At 63.0% G+C, this 18886-nt stretch carries 17 protein-coding genes; 5 read left to right on the forward strand and 12 right to left on the reverse strand.

The genetic code is table 11. The annotated features are described in order from the left end of the window. From QZ501_RS03780 to rpsB, 11 genes are all read right to left on the reverse strand, one after another. Window positions 1-551, reverse strand: a 551-nt coding sequence (locus tag QZ501_RS03780; RefSeq protein ID WP_295717285.1) for an LpxD N-terminal domain-containing protein, incomplete at its 3' end; no start/stop codon positions are given. 37 nt (window positions 552-588) lie between these two features. Next, complete coding sequence (locus tag QZ501_RS03785) at window positions 589-1119, reverse strand: OmpH family outer membrane protein (protein ID WP_160897965.1); 531 nt, start codon at window positions 1117-1119, stop codon at window positions 589-591. 86 nt (window positions 1120-1205) lie between these two features. Further along, window positions 1206-3527, reverse strand: coding sequence for an outer membrane protein assembly factor BamA (gene bamA / locus QZ501_RS03790; protein WP_160897964.1), 2322 nt, complete (start codon window positions 3525-3527; stop codon window positions 1206-1208). Window positions 3528-3664: 137 nt separating this feature from the next. Then, the gene (gene rseP / locus QZ501_RS03795; protein ID WP_295717291.1) at window positions 3665-5014 is read right to left on the reverse strand and encodes an RIP metalloprotease RseP; all 1350 of its coding nucleotides are present in this window, start codon (window positions 5012-5014) and stop codon (window positions 3665-3667) included. Next, the gene (gene ispC, locus QZ501_RS03800) at window positions 5011-6204 is read right to left on the reverse strand and encodes a 1-deoxy-D-xylulose-5-phosphate reductoisomerase (RefSeq protein WP_295717293.1); all 1194 of its coding nucleotides are present in this window, start codon (window positions 6202-6204) and stop codon (window positions 5011-5013) included. The genes rseP and ispC overlap by 4 nt, the downstream gene beginning before the upstream one ends. Window positions 6205-6229: 25 nt before the next feature. After that, a complete protein-coding gene (locus tag QZ501_RS03805) occupies window positions 6230-7066 on the reverse strand; it encodes a phosphatidate cytidylyltransferase (protein ID WP_295717295.1) in 837 nt (278 codons plus the stop codon). A 9-nt stretch (window positions 7067-7075) separates the two neighbouring features. Beyond that, complete coding sequence (gene uppS / locus QZ501_RS03810; protein WP_295717296.1) at window positions 7076-7858, reverse strand: polyprenyl diphosphate synthase; 783 nt, start codon at window positions 7856-7858, stop codon at window positions 7076-7078. 22 nt (window positions 7859-7880) lie between these two features. After that, window positions 7881-8438, reverse strand: a complete 558-nt coding sequence (frr, locus tag QZ501_RS03815; protein ID WP_151438865.1) for a ribosome recycling factor — start codon at window positions 8436-8438, stop codon at window positions 7881-7883. A gap of 17 nt (window positions 8439-8455) precedes the next feature. Continuing rightward, window positions 8456-9190, reverse strand: coding sequence for a UMP kinase (gene pyrH, locus QZ501_RS03820; RefSeq protein ID WP_095618244.1), 735 nt, complete (start codon window positions 9188-9190; stop codon window positions 8456-8458). Between the two features lie 120 nt (window positions 9191-9310). Continuing rightward, window positions 9311-10171: a translation elongation factor Ts gene (gene tsf, locus QZ501_RS03825; protein ID WP_151438864.1), complete on the reverse strand. Its 861-nt coding sequence runs from the start codon at window positions 10169-10171 to the stop codon at window positions 9311-9313. 54 nt (window positions 10172-10225) lie between these two features. Next, window positions 10226-10975, reverse strand: coding sequence for a 30S ribosomal protein S2 (gene rpsB, locus QZ501_RS03830; RefSeq protein WP_077530678.1), 750 nt, complete (start codon window positions 10973-10975; stop codon window positions 10226-10228). A gap of 395 nt (window positions 10976-11370) precedes the next feature. Here rpsB and map point away from each other — a divergent pair, with 395 nt between their 5' ends. From map to dapE, 5 genes are all read left to right on the forward strand, one after another. Then, on the forward strand, window positions 11371-12141 hold the full coding sequence (gene map, locus QZ501_RS03835) for a type I methionyl aminopeptidase (RefSeq protein ID WP_151438863.1): 771 nt from the start codon (window positions 11371-11373) through the stop codon (window positions 12139-12141). 109 nt (window positions 12142-12250) lie between these two features. Next, a complete protein-coding gene (locus QZ501_RS03840; protein ID WP_295717304.1) occupies window positions 12251-14971 on the forward strand; it encodes a [protein-PII] uridylyltransferase in 2721 nt (906 codons plus the stop codon). Then, complete coding sequence (gene dapC, locus QZ501_RS03845; RefSeq protein ID WP_295717306.1) at window positions 14968-16179, forward strand: succinyldiaminopimelate transaminase; 1212 nt, start codon at window positions 14968-14970, stop codon at window positions 16177-16179. The genes QZ501_RS03840 and dapC overlap by 4 nt, the downstream gene beginning before the upstream one ends. Window positions 16180-16197: 18 nt before the next feature. Next, a complete protein-coding gene (gene dapD / locus QZ501_RS03850; protein WP_151438860.1) occupies window positions 16198-17229 on the forward strand; it encodes a 2,3,4,5-tetrahydropyridine-2,6-dicarboxylate N-succinyltransferase in 1032 nt (343 codons plus the stop codon). 8 nt (window positions 17230-17237) lie between these two features. After that, window positions 17238-18389, forward strand: a complete 1152-nt coding sequence (gene dapE / locus QZ501_RS03855) for a succinyl-diaminopimelate desuccinylase (RefSeq protein WP_295717308.1) — start codon at window positions 17238-17240, stop codon at window positions 18387-18389. Window positions 18390-18407: 18 nt separating this feature from the next. On the opposite strand, the gene QZ501_RS03860 is transcribed toward dapE, so the two are convergent. Continuing rightward, entirely contained in the window at window positions 18408-18878 is a 471-nt protein-coding gene (locus tag QZ501_RS03860) for a cold shock domain-containing protein (RefSeq protein ID WP_151438858.1), read from the reverse strand. Window positions 18879-18886: the final 8 nt, after the last annotated feature.

The following is an 18886-nucleotide window of genomic DNA, read 5'->3' on the forward strand; positions in this document are numbered from 1 at the left end:
TACCCGAAGCCATCACTGCCAATCACGGCACCACTGCTGATGCGGCAGCGCTCACCCATGGTGACACCGTGGTAGAGCGTTACGTTGGCTGCCAGCACGGTATCCGCACCCACGCGTGACCCCGCACCCACAACACTGTTCGGCCCTACCCGCACCCGTTCACCGATCTCCGTTTCCTGGTCGATCACCGCGCCCGGTCCGATCCAGGCGGTCTCGGCAACAGAGGCGCTTTCGGCCAAGAACGCGGAGGGATGGATACCCGCCTCGCGTACCGGCTCCGGATTGAAAAGGTGGCTCAAACGGGCAAACGCCCGATAGGGGTCGTCCGTCACCAGCGCACTGCACGGACACTGGTCGGCCTCCCCCGGCCGAACGAGAACCGCGCCAGCCCGGGTTGTACCAAGCTGGCGCGCGTACTTTTCATTGGCCAGAAAGGTTATGTCATCCTCACCGGCACTGGCCAGAGTAGCCAGGCCGGTGATCCGTTTACTGCCATCGCCCCGGAGCTCCGCGCCCAGCAGGTCAGCCAGTTCGGAAAGGGTTCGTTCCACGCTGTGCATCCACACTCCCGCCGCGGATCAGCGCCGCTCAATTGTTGTTTGTGTCACCGTCACCGGCCTGCTCATTGAGCAGCTCAATCATCTTGTCGGTCAGGTCCATATCCGGCTTGGCGTAGATGACCGCCTCGGCCGGAATGACGATGTCCAGATCATGCTCTTCCAGCAGCGTTTCCATGGCCGCGTCCACCGCTGGCCGGGACTGCTGGAGAAACTGCTGCTGGCGCTGGTTCACGGCCTGCTGGAAGCGGGCACGCCGCTGCTGATACTCCTGGACCTTCTTCTCAAACCGGGATTGCAGATCTTCACGCTCGGACTCGTTCATCATGGCGCCATCACTTTCAAGGCGCTCCTGCATCTCCATGGCTTCCGACTCGAGCTGGCTGATGGCCTGCTGTTCCTCTTTCAGCTGGCCCTGAATCACGTCACCGAATTCGGCGCCCGCATTCGAGGAGAATACCGCCTCACGCAGGTTGACCACGCCAATGCGTTCCTGTGCCAGTACCGGCACCGATGCTGCCAGCATCAGCAGAGCCGCAGCGACTGTCAGCGTCCGTTTCATGGATCGCCTCCCCGTGTTGATGTTTGTCATGCTGAATGAATGCCGCCCATTGTGCCCGCCTGGGCGGGATTCTTCCAGAGGCCCACTCAGAATTGCTGACCGAGTGAGAACTGGAAGCGGCGCGTGTCGTCTTCCGCTTCGTTGTTAAGTGGCTCCGCGAAACTGAAGCCCAGCGGACCGATGGCGGTGATCCATTCAAAACCGATGCCCACGGAATAGCGGATCTCATCAGCCGCCGGGTCAAAACCACGCGCGGTATCAAAGACGTTACCGCCGTCCAGGAACACCGAGGAGCGCATGCTGCGGCTGTCCGCCGCGAACGGCACCGGGAAGATCAGCTGGGCGCTGGCTTCCGCGATGATATTGCCGCCGAAGGGCCGGTCATCATTCGGGAAGGGATCATCCTCAGCAGGAGTCGCCCGATTGCCCAGACTGTTGGCCTCGAAGCCGCGCACCGAGTGGTACCCCCCCGCGTAGTAATGCTCGTAGAAGGGCAGCGAACCGGTATCAGAGAAACCATCGCCATAGCCGAACTTGGTACGCAGCCGCGCCACCCAGCGCTGGTTACTGGTCAGCGGGTAGTAGGCGTCGGTTCTCTGGGTGATCTTGTAGTAGGTCTGGTCACTGCCGGGCACTGCGGTCTCCACGGTCAGGCTGTTGCGCGAGCCTGCCGTTGGCATGCGCCCCCGGTTGTGGGTATTGCGTACAATGGAACCCCGCAGCAGGAAGGCGCTCTGGGAGTTGCCCTCTTCATCAATGAACCCGGTGACCTCCTGGGCCGGGAAACGCCCGGGTTCAATCCGGTTGTATTCATACCCGGGCCCGAAGTTCAGGCGCGTGTACTGGCTGATCGGATAACCGAAGTTCATGCGCGCGCTGATGGTGTCCAGCACGAAGGAGGACACCTCCTCCTCCTCATAGTCGGTTTCCCGCGCCTGAAGACTGAAGCCACGGCTGACCCCGTCAACGGTGTAGAAGGGATTCGTGTAGGAGATGTTGGCGCTGGTGACCGAGTCACTCTTGTTCAGGCCCAGCGAGGCACGCCGGCCGCTGCCCAGAAAGTTCTTCTCCGAGACACTGGCGCCAAAGATCAGCCCCGAGGTCTGGGAGAAGCCGATGTTGGCGGAGAGACTGCCGGTGGGCTGCTCCTCCACCGAGTAGGTGACATCCACCTGGTCGTCCGTACCGGGCACTGGTGACGTATCGGCACTGACCTGCCCGAAGTAACCGGTACGTTCAAGCTCATTGCGTGAAGTCTCGATCCGGCTCGAGGAGGCCACACCCGCTTCCATCTGCGTCATTTCCTGACGCAGAACCTCATCGTGGGTGGCCGTATTGCCCTCGAAGCGGATGCGGCGCACGTAGGTGCGCTTGCCGGGCTGAACATCCACGGCGACCGTCACGGTGCCGTCATCATGGGTGCGGGGCGTGGCCTCCACATTCGCGAAGCTGTAGCCCTCGCGCCCCAGCCGCCGTGTGATCAGATCGGTGGTCATGGTCATGCGTTCCTGGGAGAAGAGCTCACCCTCCTCAAGCACCACCAGCTTGCGCAGCTCCTCCTCGTCCACAATCAGGTTGCCGTTGAGCGTGACCTCACGGACCTTGAACTGCTCACCCTCATCCACCGCGAGGGTTACGAATACCTGCTTCTTGTCCTGGGCCAGTGAGATATTGGTGGACTCCACACTGAACTCGACATAGCCGCGGTTCAGGTAATGGGAGCGCAGACTCTCAAGGTCGCCGGAGAGCTTCTCGCGCGCGTACTTGTCCGCGTTGGTGATCGAGTTCCACCAGCCAGTCTCACGCAGCTCCATCAGGCTGATCAGTTCTTCCTCGGTGAACGCTTCGTTACCGATGATGTTGATGTGCTGGATGGCGGCGACTTCGCCTTCATTGATGTTGAAGTTGATGGCGACGCGGTTGCGCGCGAGCTCCTCAACTTCGGCATTCACATCGGCGTTATAGCGGCCCTGAGCGACATAGGAACGCAGGATCTCGAGCTCAAGGCGCTCCAGAGTGGCACGCTGGAAGATCTGGCCTTCCTCCACCCCGGCCTGACGCATGCCCTCCAGGAGCTGTTCTGTCTTGATGTTCTGGTTACCCTCAACCTCAATCCGGGCAATGGAGGGGCGTTCCTCGACGGAGACAATGAGCACACTGTCTTCACGGGCGAGGCGGATATTGGCGAAGAGGCCAGTCTGGAAGAGATTGCGGATGGCGTCGGCGACCGTAGCGTCGTTGATCCGGTCACCAACCTCAATCGGCAGAGCGCTGAAGACGTTGCCCGCCGAGACCCTCTGAAGACCTTCCACCTGAATGTCCGAAACCTCGAAGGTCTCGGCTGGAGCCGACAGGCTGGCCAGTGCCAGTACTACCGCCGGCAGCAACGTCCGTAAAAGGCCTTTCATGGATTCGCTAAACGCCTTCTGATCTCGTGACTTGGAAAACAGGGCTGACAGCCTAACGGATACCATCAGTTCGGCGAACACGCCGCCCCATTACGAAAATGTCATGGCGACCGGGCGCCGACAGAGCCGGGCAATTCTCACAATCGGAGCACGTCATTGTAAAGCGCAAGGACTGTCAGCATCGCGATCAGCAGAAGGCCCAGCCGCAGCCATAGCCCCTGGACCGCCTCTGAAACCGGGCGTCCGCGCCCCCATTCCCACGCATAGAACAGGATGTGACCGCCATCGAGGATGGGAATGGGCAGCAGATTGATGATCCCCAGACTGATACTCAGATACGCCAGGAACCGCACGAACGACTCGAAACCCGTGGTAACCGTGGTCTCAGCCACACGTGCGATGGTGATGGGACCGCTTATATTGCGCACGGAAAGCAGCCCGCTGGCCATCTTGCCCACAGCCACCAGAGTGGTGCGGGTGTCATTCCAGAACTGGTTAAACGCCTCCGGCACCGCCCGGACCGGCCCCAGCTGGGTCTGACGCCGCATGTCCTCAGGCCAGGATACCGACTGCACACCGGCCCCGATACGGCCGATGCGCTCACCTTCCCCATCCGTCCGGGCGGCCGGCGTCACGGTGATGGTGCGCTCGCTGCCATCGCGCTCAATGCGCATGGAAAGCGCCTCGCCAGGCGCCGCCTGGATGCGATCCACCAGCGCCAACCAGTCCGCAACCGCCTCGCCCTCCACAGCCAGAATGCGATCGCCGGGCTGAAGACCGGCCTCCTCTGCAGGAGATCCGGGCCGGATCTCGCCCAGAACAGGAGGAATGTCAGGCCGCCACGGCTCGATACCGAATTCCCTGACCGGGTCCGGGTCCCGGGCGCCACCCAGCCAACCGTCCAGAGCCGTACTGCGCTCAAGACGGCGGCCCTCCTGTTGCAGGGTAAGGCTCACCTCACCCTGCTCACCGGCACGCTGCAGCAGCGCCATGCCCACATGGCGCCAGGAAGGGGTCTGGCGCCCGTCGACCTCCAGCACCTCCATGCCGGACTCAAGCGCCATCCGCTCCGCAGGGGTGCCAGGCTCCACATCGCCCACCACAGGCGCAATCGTTGTGAACCCGATCACGGCCAGAAGCCAGTAGGCGAAAACCGCAAAGATGAAGTTCGCGATGGGACCGGCGGCCGCCACGGCGATACGGCGCGCAGGCGTCTGGCGGTTGAAGGCCAGATGTTTCTCCTCTTCCGGCACCTCGCCTTCGCGCTCATCCAGCATTTTCACATACCCGCCAAGCGGGATCGCAGCCACAGCGTACTCGGTGCCATGGCGATCGCGGCGCATGAAAAGTGGCTTGCCGAAGCCGACCGAAAAACGCAGCACCCGGATACCCAGGCGGCGTGCCACCCAGAAGTGGCCGAACTCATGCACGGTCACCAGGATGCCCAGGGTGACGATCAGCGCCAGAATGGTCTGGATCACACTCATGAGGCGTTCTCCGCGACGTTGAGTCGGTTCATGGCCCATTCACGGGCGCGCCCATCACAGGCCATGACCGCCTCAATGGAGTCGGCCGGGCGCGGCGCCAGCTCCGCCAGAGCCTCGTCCACGAGACCGGCGATGCGGGTAAAGCCGATGCGCCCACCAAGGAAGGCATCCACTGCCACTTCGTTGACCGCGTTCAGGATGGCGGGCGCCGTGCCTCCGGCCCGGAAAGCCTCAGCAGCCAGGCGCAGGGCTGGGAATCGCTCCAGGTCCGGCCGCTCAAAATGAAAGGATGCCAGCTCGAAAAGATCCAGCGGTGCCACCCCTGCTTCAATACGTTCCGGCCAGGCCAGAGCGTTGGCAATGGGGGTACGCATATCCGGACTGCCCAGCTGCGCCAGCACGGAGCCATCCCGGTATTCGACCATGGAGTGGATGATGCTCTCAGGGTGCACATGGACCTGCACATGTTCCGGCGTGGTACCGAACAGCCAGCAGGCCTCGATCAGCTCCAGCCCCTTGTTCATCAGGGTGGCCGAGTCCACCGAGATCTTGCGCCCCATGGCCCAGTTGGGATGGGCGCATGCCTGATCCGGCCCCACGTGCTCGAGTTCGCTGGCCGGTGTGGTCCGGAAGGGGCCACCGGAGGCGGTCAGGAGAATACGCGTGACGCCCGATTCCCCAACGCCGGCGCCGGCCCGGGGCAGGCACTGGAAGATGGCATTGTGCTCGGAGTCTATGGGCAGCAGCGTGGCACCATGGCGCTCAACAGCCTCCATGAAGAGCCCTCCGGACATCACCAGGGCCTCCTTGTTGGCCAGAAGCACCCGTTTACCCTGCTCAATGGCCGCCATCGTCGGAGCGAGGCCGGCAGCGCCCACAATGGCCGCCATCACCGTATCCACATCGGCATCCGAAGCGGCCTCGCACAGCCCCGCCTCGCCACTGAGAACCGTAATGTCCAAGTCCCCGAGCACCTCCCGGAGCTCGGTCTCGCGAGCAGCATCACTAATGACCGCAATCCGGGGTCGGAACTGTCGGCAGAGCCGTGCCAGCTCCTCCACGTTGGCGTGGGCACTCAGGGCGTGCACGCGGAAGCGCTCAGGATGACGCGCAACCACGTCCAGCGTGCTGGTGCCGATGGAGCCGGTAGCTCCAAGGATTGTAAGGGTCTGTGGTGAGATTTCACCCATCCGGGTTCCAGTCCGTATCGAAGCGTTACTGAACCGGCGTCAGCCAGCCCAGGAGGGTAAAACAGGATGCCAGCACCGGGATCGCAACCACCAGGCTGTCGATGCGATCCAGGATACCACCGTGCCCGGGCAGCAGCTGACTGCTGTCCTTGATGCCGCGATGGCGCTTGAGCATGCTCTCAAACAGATCCCCCAGCACCGACGCGAGCGCGGTCAGCACCGAGGCAAGGACGAACTGAATCACCGCGATGCTGGCGAGGTCAAGCCACCGGGCCACGGCCAGTGCCAGTGCCGCCACCACTGCCAGGCCACCCCAGACGCCCGCCCATGTCTTACCGGGGCTGACGGCCGGCGCCAGCTTGCGGCGCCCGAAGGCACGGCCGGCGAAATAGGCGCCGATATCCGCGCCCCAGACCACAAGAAAGGTGTACAGGATCAGCAGCAGGTTGTTGCCGGTATGCCCCAGCGACAGGTCGCCAGCACGCAGGTGGTTGAGCGCCAGCCACGCCCCGACGAGCGCCAGAATGCCCAGGACCAGCCGTACCGGCCGCGGATGCCAGAGCCCTGTACCTGCTGGATAGGCGGCAACCATGGCTGCCACCAGCAGCCAGAACATCGCCAGCACCCCGAGAAGGGGCACGACCGGCAACGCCTGGAAGACGGCCATAAGAACAACCAGCACCAGCGCGAAAGCCCACCGCTGCAGCCCTCCCTCAAATCCAGAGAGGTTGGCCCATTCCCAGCCGGCAATGGCCAGAAGAGCGCCGGTAAATACAGCAAACCCCATCGGAGGCAGCAGAAAAAGACCACCCACAACAATGGGCGCCAGAATGACAGCCGTGATCACCCGCTGCTTCAGCACTGCGCCTCCTTATCCATACTGCCTCTGGGGCATGGCGGGCTCGGCAACCTGTTCACCAGTACGCCCAAAACGGCGCTGACGGCCCGCGAAGTCCGCCAGCGCCTCACGCATGGCAGTATGCTGGAAGTCAGGCCAGTACAAGGGAGAGAAATAGAATTCGGTATAAGCGAACTGCCACAGCAGGAAATTGCTGATGCGCTGCTCCCCACCGGTACGGATCAGCAGATCCGGCATGGGCCGGTCGCCCAGGCTGATGTAGCGCTGGAGCAGGTTTTCATCCACCTCGTCCGGGCTAAGACGCCCCGCCGCCACCTCCTGCGCAATGCGACGGCTGGCCTGGGCCACATCCCAGTGCCCGCCGTAGTCCGCCGCAATCACCAGCTCCATGCTGCCACAGTGCGCGGTTTCCTGTTCCGCCCGGGCCATATGCTCCTGGAGCGTATGGCTGAACCGCTCGCGGCTGCCGATGAAGGACAGACGGATATCGTTATCCCGGAGCCGCCTTACCTCCTTGCGCAGCGAGCGCAGAAACAGCGTCATCAGGGCACTGACTTCCTCGTCAGGACGGCGCCAGTTCTCACTGCTGAAGGCGAACAGGGTAAGAACCTCAACACCGGACTTGCCGCAGGTCTCGATCGCCGCGCGCACGGATTTCACACCCGCACGGTGACCACTGATACCACGCTGGCCCCTGGCCCGGGCCCAGCGGTTGTTGCCATCCATGATCACCGCCACGTGGCGCGGGCAGCCCGCCAGTGGCGGCATGTCCGTTTCCTGATCCGTCTCGCTCATGCTTGCCCCTGGACCCCGGGCCTCAGATGGCCATCAGGTCGTTTTCCTTGTTCTTGAGGAGCTCGTCGATCTTGGCGACGTACTTGTCCGTAAGCTTCTGGATATCACCCTCAGCCTTTTTCTCTTCGTCCTCGGTGATTTCCTTTTCCTTGAGCAGATCCTTGATGTCGCTGTTCACATCCCGGCGTACGCCGCGCACCGCGACCCGACCCTGCTCAGCCTCGTTGCGCGCATGGCGAACGTACTCCTTACGGCTGTCCTCGGTCAGGGTGGGCATGGGGACACGCACAACCTCGCCCGTGGTCGCCGGATTGAGACCCAGATCGGCTTTCATGATGCCTTTCTCAATCTTGGGCGCCAGGTTCTTCTCATAGGGCGATACAGCCAGTGTACGCCCGTCCTCCACGGAGACATTGGCGACCTGTTTGAGCGGTGTCTCCATGCCGTAATAATCCACCGTCACCTCATCCAGAATGCTGGGATGCGCCCGCCCTGTCCGGATACGTGCAAAGGCCTTGTTGACGGAATCCACCGCCTTCTGCATGCGTTCTTCAGCGTCTTGCTTGAGCTCGTCTAACACGGTTTCCGCCCTCTTGTTCAGGCTTCCTCAATGAGTGTTCCTTCGTTGCCGCCCAGTGCGATGTCACGCAGAGCACCGGGTTTGCCCATGTTAAACACACGGACCGGCATGTTGTGATCCCGGCACAGGCAGATGGCGGTGAGGTCCATCACACCCAGACGGCTTTCCAGCACCTGATCGTAAGTGAGCCGATCGTACTTGAAGGCTTCCGGGTTGGAGACCGGATCGTCGTTGTAGACGCCGTCCACCTTGGTCGCCTTCAGCACCACGTCGGCGTCAATCTCAATGGCCCGCAGGCACGCCGCCGAATCGGTCGTGAAAAAGGGATTGCCGGTACCCGCGGTGAAGACCACCACATCGCCCCCCTTGAGGTCACGCATGGCCTCACGGCGGTCGTAGTGCTCCACGATGCCACTCATGGGAATGGCCGACATGACCCGGCTCTGGATATTGGAGCGCTCGAGTGCATCGCGCATGGCCAGCCCATTCATCATGGTGGCCAGCATGCCCATGTGATCACCGGTCACCCGGTCCATGCCGGCCTCGTTCAGAACGGCTCCCCGGAAGAGATTGCCGCCACCGATGACGATGGCCACCTGCACGCCGATGCTTACAAGCGAATCGATCTCGACCGCCATGCGGTCAAGAACCTTGGGATCGATCCCGAATTCGTGATCACCGATCAGGGCCTCGCCACTGAGTTTGAGCAGAACGCGTTTGTATCGGGTCTGTGTCGTACTCTGGGTGGGCATGGCCTGTGACCTCCTGACCGGTGTTCTGGATACAAACCGGCCGCAGTCTCCCCAACGCGCCATGCGCCGGGAGATGCGGCCCGAGTTATTGGCGGGTCATGCCCGCCGGCTGCGTAGGGATCAGCCCTTGAGCTGCGCCGCAACCTCGGAGGCGAAGTCCGTTTCTTCCTTCTGGATGCCTTCGCCCACCTCGTAGCGTACAAAGCTCACGAGCTCGGCGCCATGCTCCTTGAGAAGATCCTTGACGGCCTGATCCGGATTCTTGACGAAGCCCTGCTCCACCAGGCTGTTCTCCTTCAGGAACTTCTGGATCCGACCGGTCATCATCTTCTCGACGATTTCCGGCTTCTTGCCTTCCATGTCGGGCTGGGAGCGAATGACCTCGCGCTCCTTCTCGACTTCCTCTTCCGGCATGTCGTCCGGCGTACCAACCCGCGGGTTCACGGCCGTGACGTGCATTGCCAGATCGCGGGCCAGCTCACCGGAGCCGCCCTTGAGCGCCACCAGCGCGCCCATGCCGTTGGTGGAGTGAACATAGCCACCCACAACGTCGCCCTCAAGGCGAACAGCACGGCGTGCCGTAATGTTTTCGCCGATCTTCTGGACGAGCTCTTCGCGCTCTTTCTCCAGGTCATCAACGACCAGCTTCTCGATGTCGGTTTCGCCGTTCTGGAACGCGGCGTCCAGCACCCGATCCGCAAACGCAAGGAAACCCTCATCACGGGCGACAAAGTCGGTCTCGGAGTTGACCTCGACCATCATGCCAACGCTGGCGTCATCGGTCACCTTCAGGCGTACAACGCCTTCAGCGGCGGTACGACCCGCTTTCTTGGCAGCCTTGAGGCCGGAGTTCTTGCGCAGGTTGCTGATGGCGGTTTCAACGTCACCTTCCGCTTCCACCAGCGCTTTCTTGCACTCCATCATGCCCAGGCCGGTGCGCTCACGCAGCTCCTTGACCTGTGCGGCAGAGATTGCAGCCATTATCTGTTCCCCACTTGAATCAATTCGGTTGTTGCCGTTCGCGCGGGCCGGGGCTTATTCAGCCGCCGGCGCCTGCGGTTCGTCTTCGCTGACTTCAACAAACTCATCAGCGGCACCACCACCTGCCTGGGTGCCTTCAATCACGGCGTCAGCCACGGCACGGACGTAGATCTGGACCGCACGGATGGCGTCATCGTTACCCGGGATGACCACGTCAACGCCCTTGGGATCGCTGTTGGTATCCACCACACCAATCACCGGAATACCCAGTTTGTTGGCTTCCTTGATGGCGATGTCTTCGTGGTCCACGTCAATGACAAAGAGCGCGTCCGGAAGACCGCCCATGTCCTTGATACCGCCGATGTGGCGCTCAAGCTTTTCCATCTCGCGCCGGTGGTCCAGCGCCTCTTTCTTGGTCAGCTTGTCGAGCGTGCCATCCTGATCCTGCTGCTCCAGATCGCGGTAGCGGCGGATGGACTGGCGGATGGTCTTGTAGTTGGTGAGCATGCCACCAAGCCAGCGGTGGTTAACGAACGGCATACCGCAGCGTTCCGCTTCTTCCTTCACGATCTTGCTGGCGGAGCGCTTGGTGCCCACGAACAGGATCTGGTTCTTGTTCTCGGCCATCTTCTGAACCTGATCAAGCGCCTGGTTCAGTGCCGGAACGGTATGTTCGAGGTTGATGATGTGGATCTTGTTGCGCGCGCCGAAGATGTACTTGCCCATCTTCGGGTTCCAGTAGCGCGTCTGGTGTCCGAAGTGTGCGCCCGCCTTGAGCAGGTCGCGCATGCTCACCTGTGCCATTGCTATCACCTTTGTCTGGTTGGGTTACGCCTCCACGCATCCCATTATCCGACTCTGGGGCCACCTGGCCACCGGAGCACCCGGGACAATGTGCCGATACGTGTGTGTATTTGGTTTTTACCGCTTCCGGTGGATCCGCCTGGAACTCCCCGGAACGGCGCGCGAATTTTTACCATAAAACGCGCCAGAAAGGAAGTTACACCACCGAATGAATTGCCTGCGCGACCGGTCTGAGGCCATACCTGCAGGAGCGAGTCCTGCTCGCGATTCCCTCAACCCTATCGCTTGCAGGGCAAGCTCCTACAGAAGCTAAGCTGCGGCATTGAGCAGGTTCAATCTCCGGGCCTGAGCCGGTAGAATAGGGTGCCTTTGAATCAACAGACTGCGGGAGCGGCATGAGCGTTCAGATCAAAACCGCCGAGGAAATCGAGAAGATGCGGGTGGCGTGCCGACTGGCCGCCAGTGTTCTGGAGATGATCGGCGAGCATGTGAAGCCGGGCGTCACCACCGAGGAACTCGACCGGATCTGCCATGAGTACATCGTTGAGCATGGGGCGACCCCGGCACCGCTGAACTACAAGGGGTTCCCCAAGTCCGTGTGCATCTCCGTCAATCAGGTGATCTGTCACGGCATTCCCAATGAGAAGAAGGCCCTGAAGAACGGCGACATCCTCAACATCGACGTCACCGTCATCAAGGACGGCTATCACGGCGATACCAGCATGATGTTCGTCGCCGGCAAGGCCAACCCCGCGGCCGAAAGGCTCAACCGGGTCACCCGGGAATGCCTGTTCCGCGGCATCGAGATGGTGCGCCCGGGCGCGAAGCTCGGCGACATCGGCGCCGCCATCCAGAAGCACGCCGAGGCCAACCACTACAGCATCGTCCGCGAGTACTGCGGTCACGGCATCGGCCAGGGCTTCCACGAGGAGCCCCAGGTGATGCACTTCGGCAAGCCGGGCACCGGCCTGGAACTGCAGGAGGGCATGACCTTCACCATTGAGCCCATGGTCAATCAGGGTAAACGCCACAGCAAGGTACTGCCGGATGGCTGGACAGTGGTTACCCGGGATCGCAAACTGTCCGCACAGTGGGAGCACACGGTCCTGGTCACCGCCGAGGGGTATGAGATCCTTACCCTGCGCAACGGTGAGGAGCCCGCATAATCCCGTAGGAGCGCGCTCGCGCGAACCGCGCCTGAACCGCGATCAGAGCACCGTGAAAGGACCATCGCGGCCATGGCCGCTCCTACCCTGACCCATGAGGCAGTCACCGATGGATCACTCGGCGCCCGTTTTCGATCCGGACCAGCACCTGGATGCCACCGCGCTGGCGGACGAAATCCAGAATGCGGCCTCCCCCGGTGTGCCGGTACGCCGCCATCTTGAGCGCCTTCAGAAGGTCATGGCGGATGCTTTCCGTGCCGGTACCGATGTGCGCTCACTGGTGCACGGTCGTGCCCGCATCATGGATACCGTGCTGGCACTGCTCTGGGAGCACTCGCCCCTGGGGCAGGCACAGGATCTTTCCCTGGTGGCCGTGGGCGGTTATGGCCGTGGCGAACTGCACCCCTGGTCGGATATCGACCTTCTGATCCTGACCGGGGAAGCCGGCGCCCAGGCGCACGAAGAAGCCCTCTCCGACTTCCTGACCCTGCTCTGGGATCTGGGCCTGGACATCGGCCACAGTGTGCGCAGCATTGAGGAGTGCGTATCCACCGCGCGCGAGGACGCCACCATCCTCACCAATATGCTTGAAACCCGGCTGATCGCCGGCAACACCGAGCTCCCCAGGCAGCTCCGCAAGCGTGTGTACTCGAGCGACACCCTCTCCGACCGTGCGTATTTCGCCGCCAAGCGCCGCGAGCAGCAGCAGCGCCACGGCAAGTACGGGGCCACCGAATACAATCTGGAGCCCAACCTCAAGGCCTCACCCGGCGCGCTGCGCGACATCCAGACCATCATCTGGGTGGCCCGCCGCCACTTCGGGCTGGATGACCCATCCGACCTGATGCACTTCGCCATCCTCTCGGACGAGGAATTCGAGATCCTGCGCGAGGGTGAGACGTTCCTGTGGCAGCTGCGCTTCGGTCTGCAGATCCTCGCCGGACGCAACGAGAACCGGCTGCTGTTTGACTATCAGCCGGATCTCGCCCGCATGCTCGGCTTCGAGGAACACCATGGACGCCTGGGCGTGGAACTGATGATGCAGGCCTACTACCGCAGGGTGCTGGCACTGGCGGAGCTCACGGATGTGATCCTGCAGCATCTGGATGAAGAGATCCTGCGTGCGGACGAACCGGAGCAGATCCAGCCGGTCAACCGCCGCTTCCAGATCCGTAATGGCTATCTTGAGGCCACCAACACCCAGGTCTTCGCCTATGCGCCCTACGCGCTGCTGGAGATCTTCGTGGTTCTGGCCCAGCACCCGGAAGTGAAAGGCATCCGGGCCCCGACCATCCGGGCCATCCGGGCCCACCGGCACCTGATTGACGATGCCTTCCGCCAGAACCTGGCCTGCACCACGCTGTTCATGGAACTGCTGCGCACGCCTCACGAACTGGACACCACCCTGTCCTACATGAAGCGTTACAACGTCCTCGGGCGCTACCTCCCGGAGTTCGGCAACATCATCGGGCAGATGCAGTACGACCTGTTCCACGTCTACACGGTGGACGCCCATACCCTGCGGGTAATCGGCAACATGGTGCACATGCAGACCACCGAGGGCCGTGAGCAGTTCCCGCTGGCCTCACGGCTGAGCCACCAACTGCCCAAGCCGGAACTGCTGTACGTGGCCGGCCTGTTCCACGATGTCGCCAAGGGCCGTGGCGGCGACCATTCGGAGCTCGGCGCCATCGACGCCGCCCGCTTCTGCGAACAGCACCACCTGAGCGACCGGGACACCAAACTGGTGGCCTGGCTGATCGAGAACCACCTCCTGATGTCGCTCACCGCGCAGAAATGCGACATCTCGGACCCGGCCATCATCCGCGAGTTCGCGCGCAAGATCCCGTCCAAGGTACACCTGGTCTATCTCTACATCCTGACCGTGTGCGACATCGCCGCCACCAACCCGAACCTATGGAACACCTGGCGGGATTCGCTGCTGCGCCAGCTCTACATCGAGACACGCCGGGTCCTGCGCCAGGGCATCGACAGCCCCTTCGACCGCAACGACTGGATCCGCGCGACCTGCGAGGAGGCCCGGGACATGCTGCGCAGCCAGGGCTACAGCAACGAGCAGATCGACCGGGTCTGGAACACCCTGGACGATGACTTCTTCCTGCAGGACGCCACGGTCGACATTGTCTGGCAGAGCGCCGCCATCATCCGCCACGGCGACAACCCGGACCCGCTGGTGATGATCCGGGACACCACGGGTGGCCCGACGGACGGCTACACCCACATCATCATCTACATGCGCGACCGCGCTGCGCTGTTCGCCGCCACCACGGCGGTACTGGAGCAGCTGCACCTGAACATCGTCGACGCCCGCATCCTCTCGGGCGAGGGCCCCTACAACCTGAGCAGCTACGTGGTGGTGGACGAGCAGGGCCAGCCCCTGGGCAAGGACCCGGAGCGCCGGGACCACATCCGGGACCGGCTGGTGGAGGAGCTGGACGACCCGGACGACTACCCGGCCATCATCGAGCGCCGTGTGCCGCGCAAGCTCAAGCACTTCGCCTTCCCCACGGAAGTGACCATCTCAACGGACACGGCCAACCACCGCACCATGCTGGAAGTGGTCACACCGGATCGCCCCGGCCTTCTGGCGCGCATCGGCCGCATCCTGCTGGACCACCACATGCGGCTGGTCAGCGCCAAGATCGCCACCCTGGGCGAACGGGTGGAGGACATCTTCTTCGTGACCGATGAACGCGGCAACCCGGTGGAAGACCCGGAAGCCTGTGAGTCCGTGCGTCAGGCGCTGTGCCAGCAGCTGGACGAAGTGGCCGGTCTCAATGGCCACAGCGAACAGGAAATCACGATATGAACCCGAGGCTCGACGACCTCCACCCCTACCCGTTCCAGAAGCTGGCCCAGCTGTTTGAGGGGACGCAACCGCCAGAGCAGGCGCACATCGCCCTTTCCATTGGCGAACCCAAACACCCGGCGCCGGCTTCCGTGCTGGATACCCTGCGTGACAGCCTCGCGGACGTGGCCCGATACCCCGCCACAAAGGGCCTGCCTGAACTGCGGGAGGCCATCGCGACCTGGGCCACGCGCCGCTTCAATCTCGGGACGGGCAACCTGGACCCTGACACCCAGCTCCTGCCCCTCAACGGCACCCGCGAAGGCCTCTTTTCCTTTGCCCAGGCCATGCTGTCCGGCACCCCGGATTCACTGGTGGTCAGCCCCAATCCCTTCTACCAGATCTACGAGGGGGCGGCCCTTCTGGCCGGCGCCCAGCCGTATTTCGTCAACAGCACGCGGGATGGCGGGGGCCTGCCGGAGTTCAGTAACGTGCCGGCTGGCATATGGGACCGGTGTGAGGTGGTCTATCTGTGCTCACCGGGCAACCCCAACGGGGCCGTCATGGGCCTTGAGGACTACCGCCAACTGCTGGAACTCGCGGACCGGCATGACTTTGTGATCGCGGGGGACGAATGCTACTCGGAGATCCACCACCCGGAGGCCGAACCACCGCTGGGCATGCTCGACGCCTGCCGCCAGCTCGGGCGTGACGACTACCGCCGCTGCGTGGTGTTCCACAGCCTGTCCAAGCGCAGTAACCTGCCGGGCCTGCGCTCGGGGTTCGCCGCCGGAGATGCGGACTGTCTCGCGCGCTTTCTGCGCTACCGCACCTACCACGGTTGCGCCATGCCCATCCATCACCAGAAGGCCAGCATCACCGCCTGGAATGATGAAGCACACGTCCAGGCCAACCGCGAGGCCTATCGGGCCAAGTTCGATGCTGTACTTCCCATCCTGGCGCCCTGGCTGGACGTGGCACGTCCCGAGGCCGGCTTCTACCTCTGGCCACGCACGCCCATGGACGACGAGACCTTTGCCAGAGCGCTCTACAACGAGGAAAATGTCACCGTACTGCCGGGGCGCTATCTGTCACGCACCAGCGACGGCGTGAACCCCGGCGAAAACCGGGTCCGCATGGCGCTGGTCGCCTCTCAGGAGGAATGCGTGGAAGCCGCGCAGCGCATCGCCCGCTTCATTGAACGCCGGACACAGAACGGATCCATCTAACAGGAGAGAACCAGGACCATGAGCTTCGCATTCGGCATTGGCATCGGCACCCGCAACCAGAAACACGAATGGCTGGAGGTGTATTACCAGCAGCCCATCCATGACCCCGACAGTACACTGGTCGGGATCGTGCGCGACAACATTGAGGGTCTGGGCGAAGGCAACGCGGCCGCGGATGCCGACGCCAACCAGCTTCAGACCCTGGCGGACCGGCTGGAGGAAGCCGGCTACGCGGACCTTGGGGCGCTCGCCGATCAGGCCAGTGAGAGTTCGCTGCCAGTGGTTGTAACGCTTCTGGACACCGACGCCGAGGCGAGCAGCACCCCTGAGGTCTACCTCAAACTCCACCTGCTTTCCCACCGGTTGGTGAAGCCCCATGGCGTGAACCTCAAGGGCATTTTTCCGCTGCTGCCGAACCTGGCCTGGACCAACGAGGGAGCCATCGACCTTGAGGAACTCCCCCAGCGCCAGCTCCAGGCGCGTGCCGCCGGCCGGGTTCTGGAAGTGAAGGCCGTGGACAAGTTCCCGCCCATGACCGACTACGTGGTCCCGAAAGGCGTGCGGATCGCGGATACCGCCCGCGTGCGCCTGGGCGCCTATGTGGGCGAAGGCACAACCGTGATGCACGAGGGCTTCATCAACTTCAACGCCGGCACCGAAGGCAAGTCCATGATCGAGGGCCGTATCTCGGCCGGCGTGGTCGTGGGGCAGGGCTCGGACCTGGGCGGCGGCTCCTCCACCATGGGCACGCTCTCCGGCGGCGGCAACATCATCATCTCGCTGGGTGAGAACTGCCTGCTGGGCGCCAATGCCGGCATTGGTATCCCTCTGGGTGACCGCTGCACGGTGGAAGCCGGCCTCTATGTCACCGCCGGCACCAAGGTACAGGTGCTGGATGACAGTGGCGAGCATGTTCAGACCGTTAAAGCGCGGGATCTGGCCGGGCAGGCTGACCTGCTGTTCCGCCGCAACTCCGAGACCGGGGCGGTCGAGTGCCGGACCAACAAGACAGCGATTACGCTGAACGAAGAACTCCACGCCAACAACTGAGTGAGCGAATGAGCGAGCCGCGCAGCGCCACCCTAGAACTGGCCCGGGAGCTGATCAGCCGGGCCTCGGTCACGCCGGACGACGCCGGCTGCCAGCCGATGCTGACGGAACGCCTGGCCGAGGCGGGATTCCATGGCGAGGACTACCCTTTCGGAGAGGTCCGCAATCTCTGGCTGCGGCGTGGCGACGGCGGCCCGCTGTTCGTGTTCGCCGGACATACCGACGTGGTGCCCCCGGGCCCGGAAAACGACTGGACCACGCCGGCGTTCGAGCCCACCGAGCGTGACGGGATGCTCTACGGTCGGGGCGCGGCGGACATGAAGGGCTCGGTTGCGGCATTCGTCACGGCGGCGGAACACTTTGTGGCCCGCCATCCGGAACACCAGGGGAGCATTGCCCTGCTTCTGACCAGTGACGAGGAAGGCCCGGCCCGCGATGGCACCCGCCGCGTGATCGAGGCTTTGACTGAACAGGGCATCCGCCCGGACTGGTGCCTGGTGGGCGAGCCCTCCAGCAGCAAGCGGGTGGCCGACACCATCAAGAACGGACGCCGTGGCTCTCTCTCCGGCAAGCTGCGCGTTCGAGGCACCCAGGGCCATGTGGCCTACCCCCAGTTCGCGGACAACCCGGTGCACCGGGCCGCCCCCGCGCTGGCCGATCTGATCAATACCGAATGGGATACGGGCAATGACCACTTCCCGCCCACCAGCTTCCAGATCACCCGAGTGGAAGCCGGGGAAGGCGCCAACAACGTGGTCCCCGGTTCCATGGAAGTGGACTTCAACTTCCGTTTCTCCACGGAGGTCACCGAAGCCCGGCTGCGGGAACGGGTCACCACCCTGCTCGACCGTCACCGGCTGGACTACGAGCTGGAGTGGCACCTCAGCGGGGAGCCCTTTCTCACGGAACGCGGCGATTTTATCGATGCCGCCGTGCGCGTGATTGAAAAGGCTACTGGCCAGCGCCCGGCGCTCTCAACCGGCGGCGGCACCTCGGATGGTCGTTTCATCGCGCCCACCGGCGCCCAGGTGATGGAACTCGGCCCGCTCAATGCCACCATCCACAAGGCGGATGAGTGCGTCTCGGTCGCCGATCTGGAAATGCTTTCAGGAATCTACGAGGGGATTCTGGAGGAACTGCTCGCGGGCCAGGTAGCCTGACCCGCGGAGGGAGACGAATCAGTCGTCGTCGAGGGTCGTTACGTCGTTGGCCTGAAGGCCCTTTTCCGCTTCGACCACGGTGTAGCTTACCCGCTGGCCCTGACGGAGGACCCGCCGGCCTTCGCCCTGAATAGCACGGAAGTGAACGAACACGTCGCCACCGCTGTCACGGGTGATGAAGCCAAAGCCTTTCTTGACGTTGAACCACTTGACGGTGCCCTCTTCCGAGTCCTTGCCCTTCCTGCGACCAGAACTCTTACCACCTTTGGAGGCCTGCTTCTGCTGACCGCTCCCCGTGCGTGTGGCAAGACCGGACGCCACCAGCGCCACGATGACAAACAGAAGATAGGCGAGCAGGTAGTCCACCAGTGATGCTGAGGTCTCCAGGTACAGCTCGATATTCCCGTTCATGGGGATCAGCGCCAGGATGAGCGGCGCCGGCAGGGAGACCAGCAGTGATGCGTAAAGTGCTTTGCGATTGATTGGCATGGTTGATG

This window comes from uncultured Halovibrio sp. (assembly GCF_913056445.1).
GTDB classification, from domain to species: Bacteria; Pseudomonadota; Gammaproteobacteria; order Pseudomonadales; family Oleiphilaceae; genus Halospina; species Halospina utahensis_B.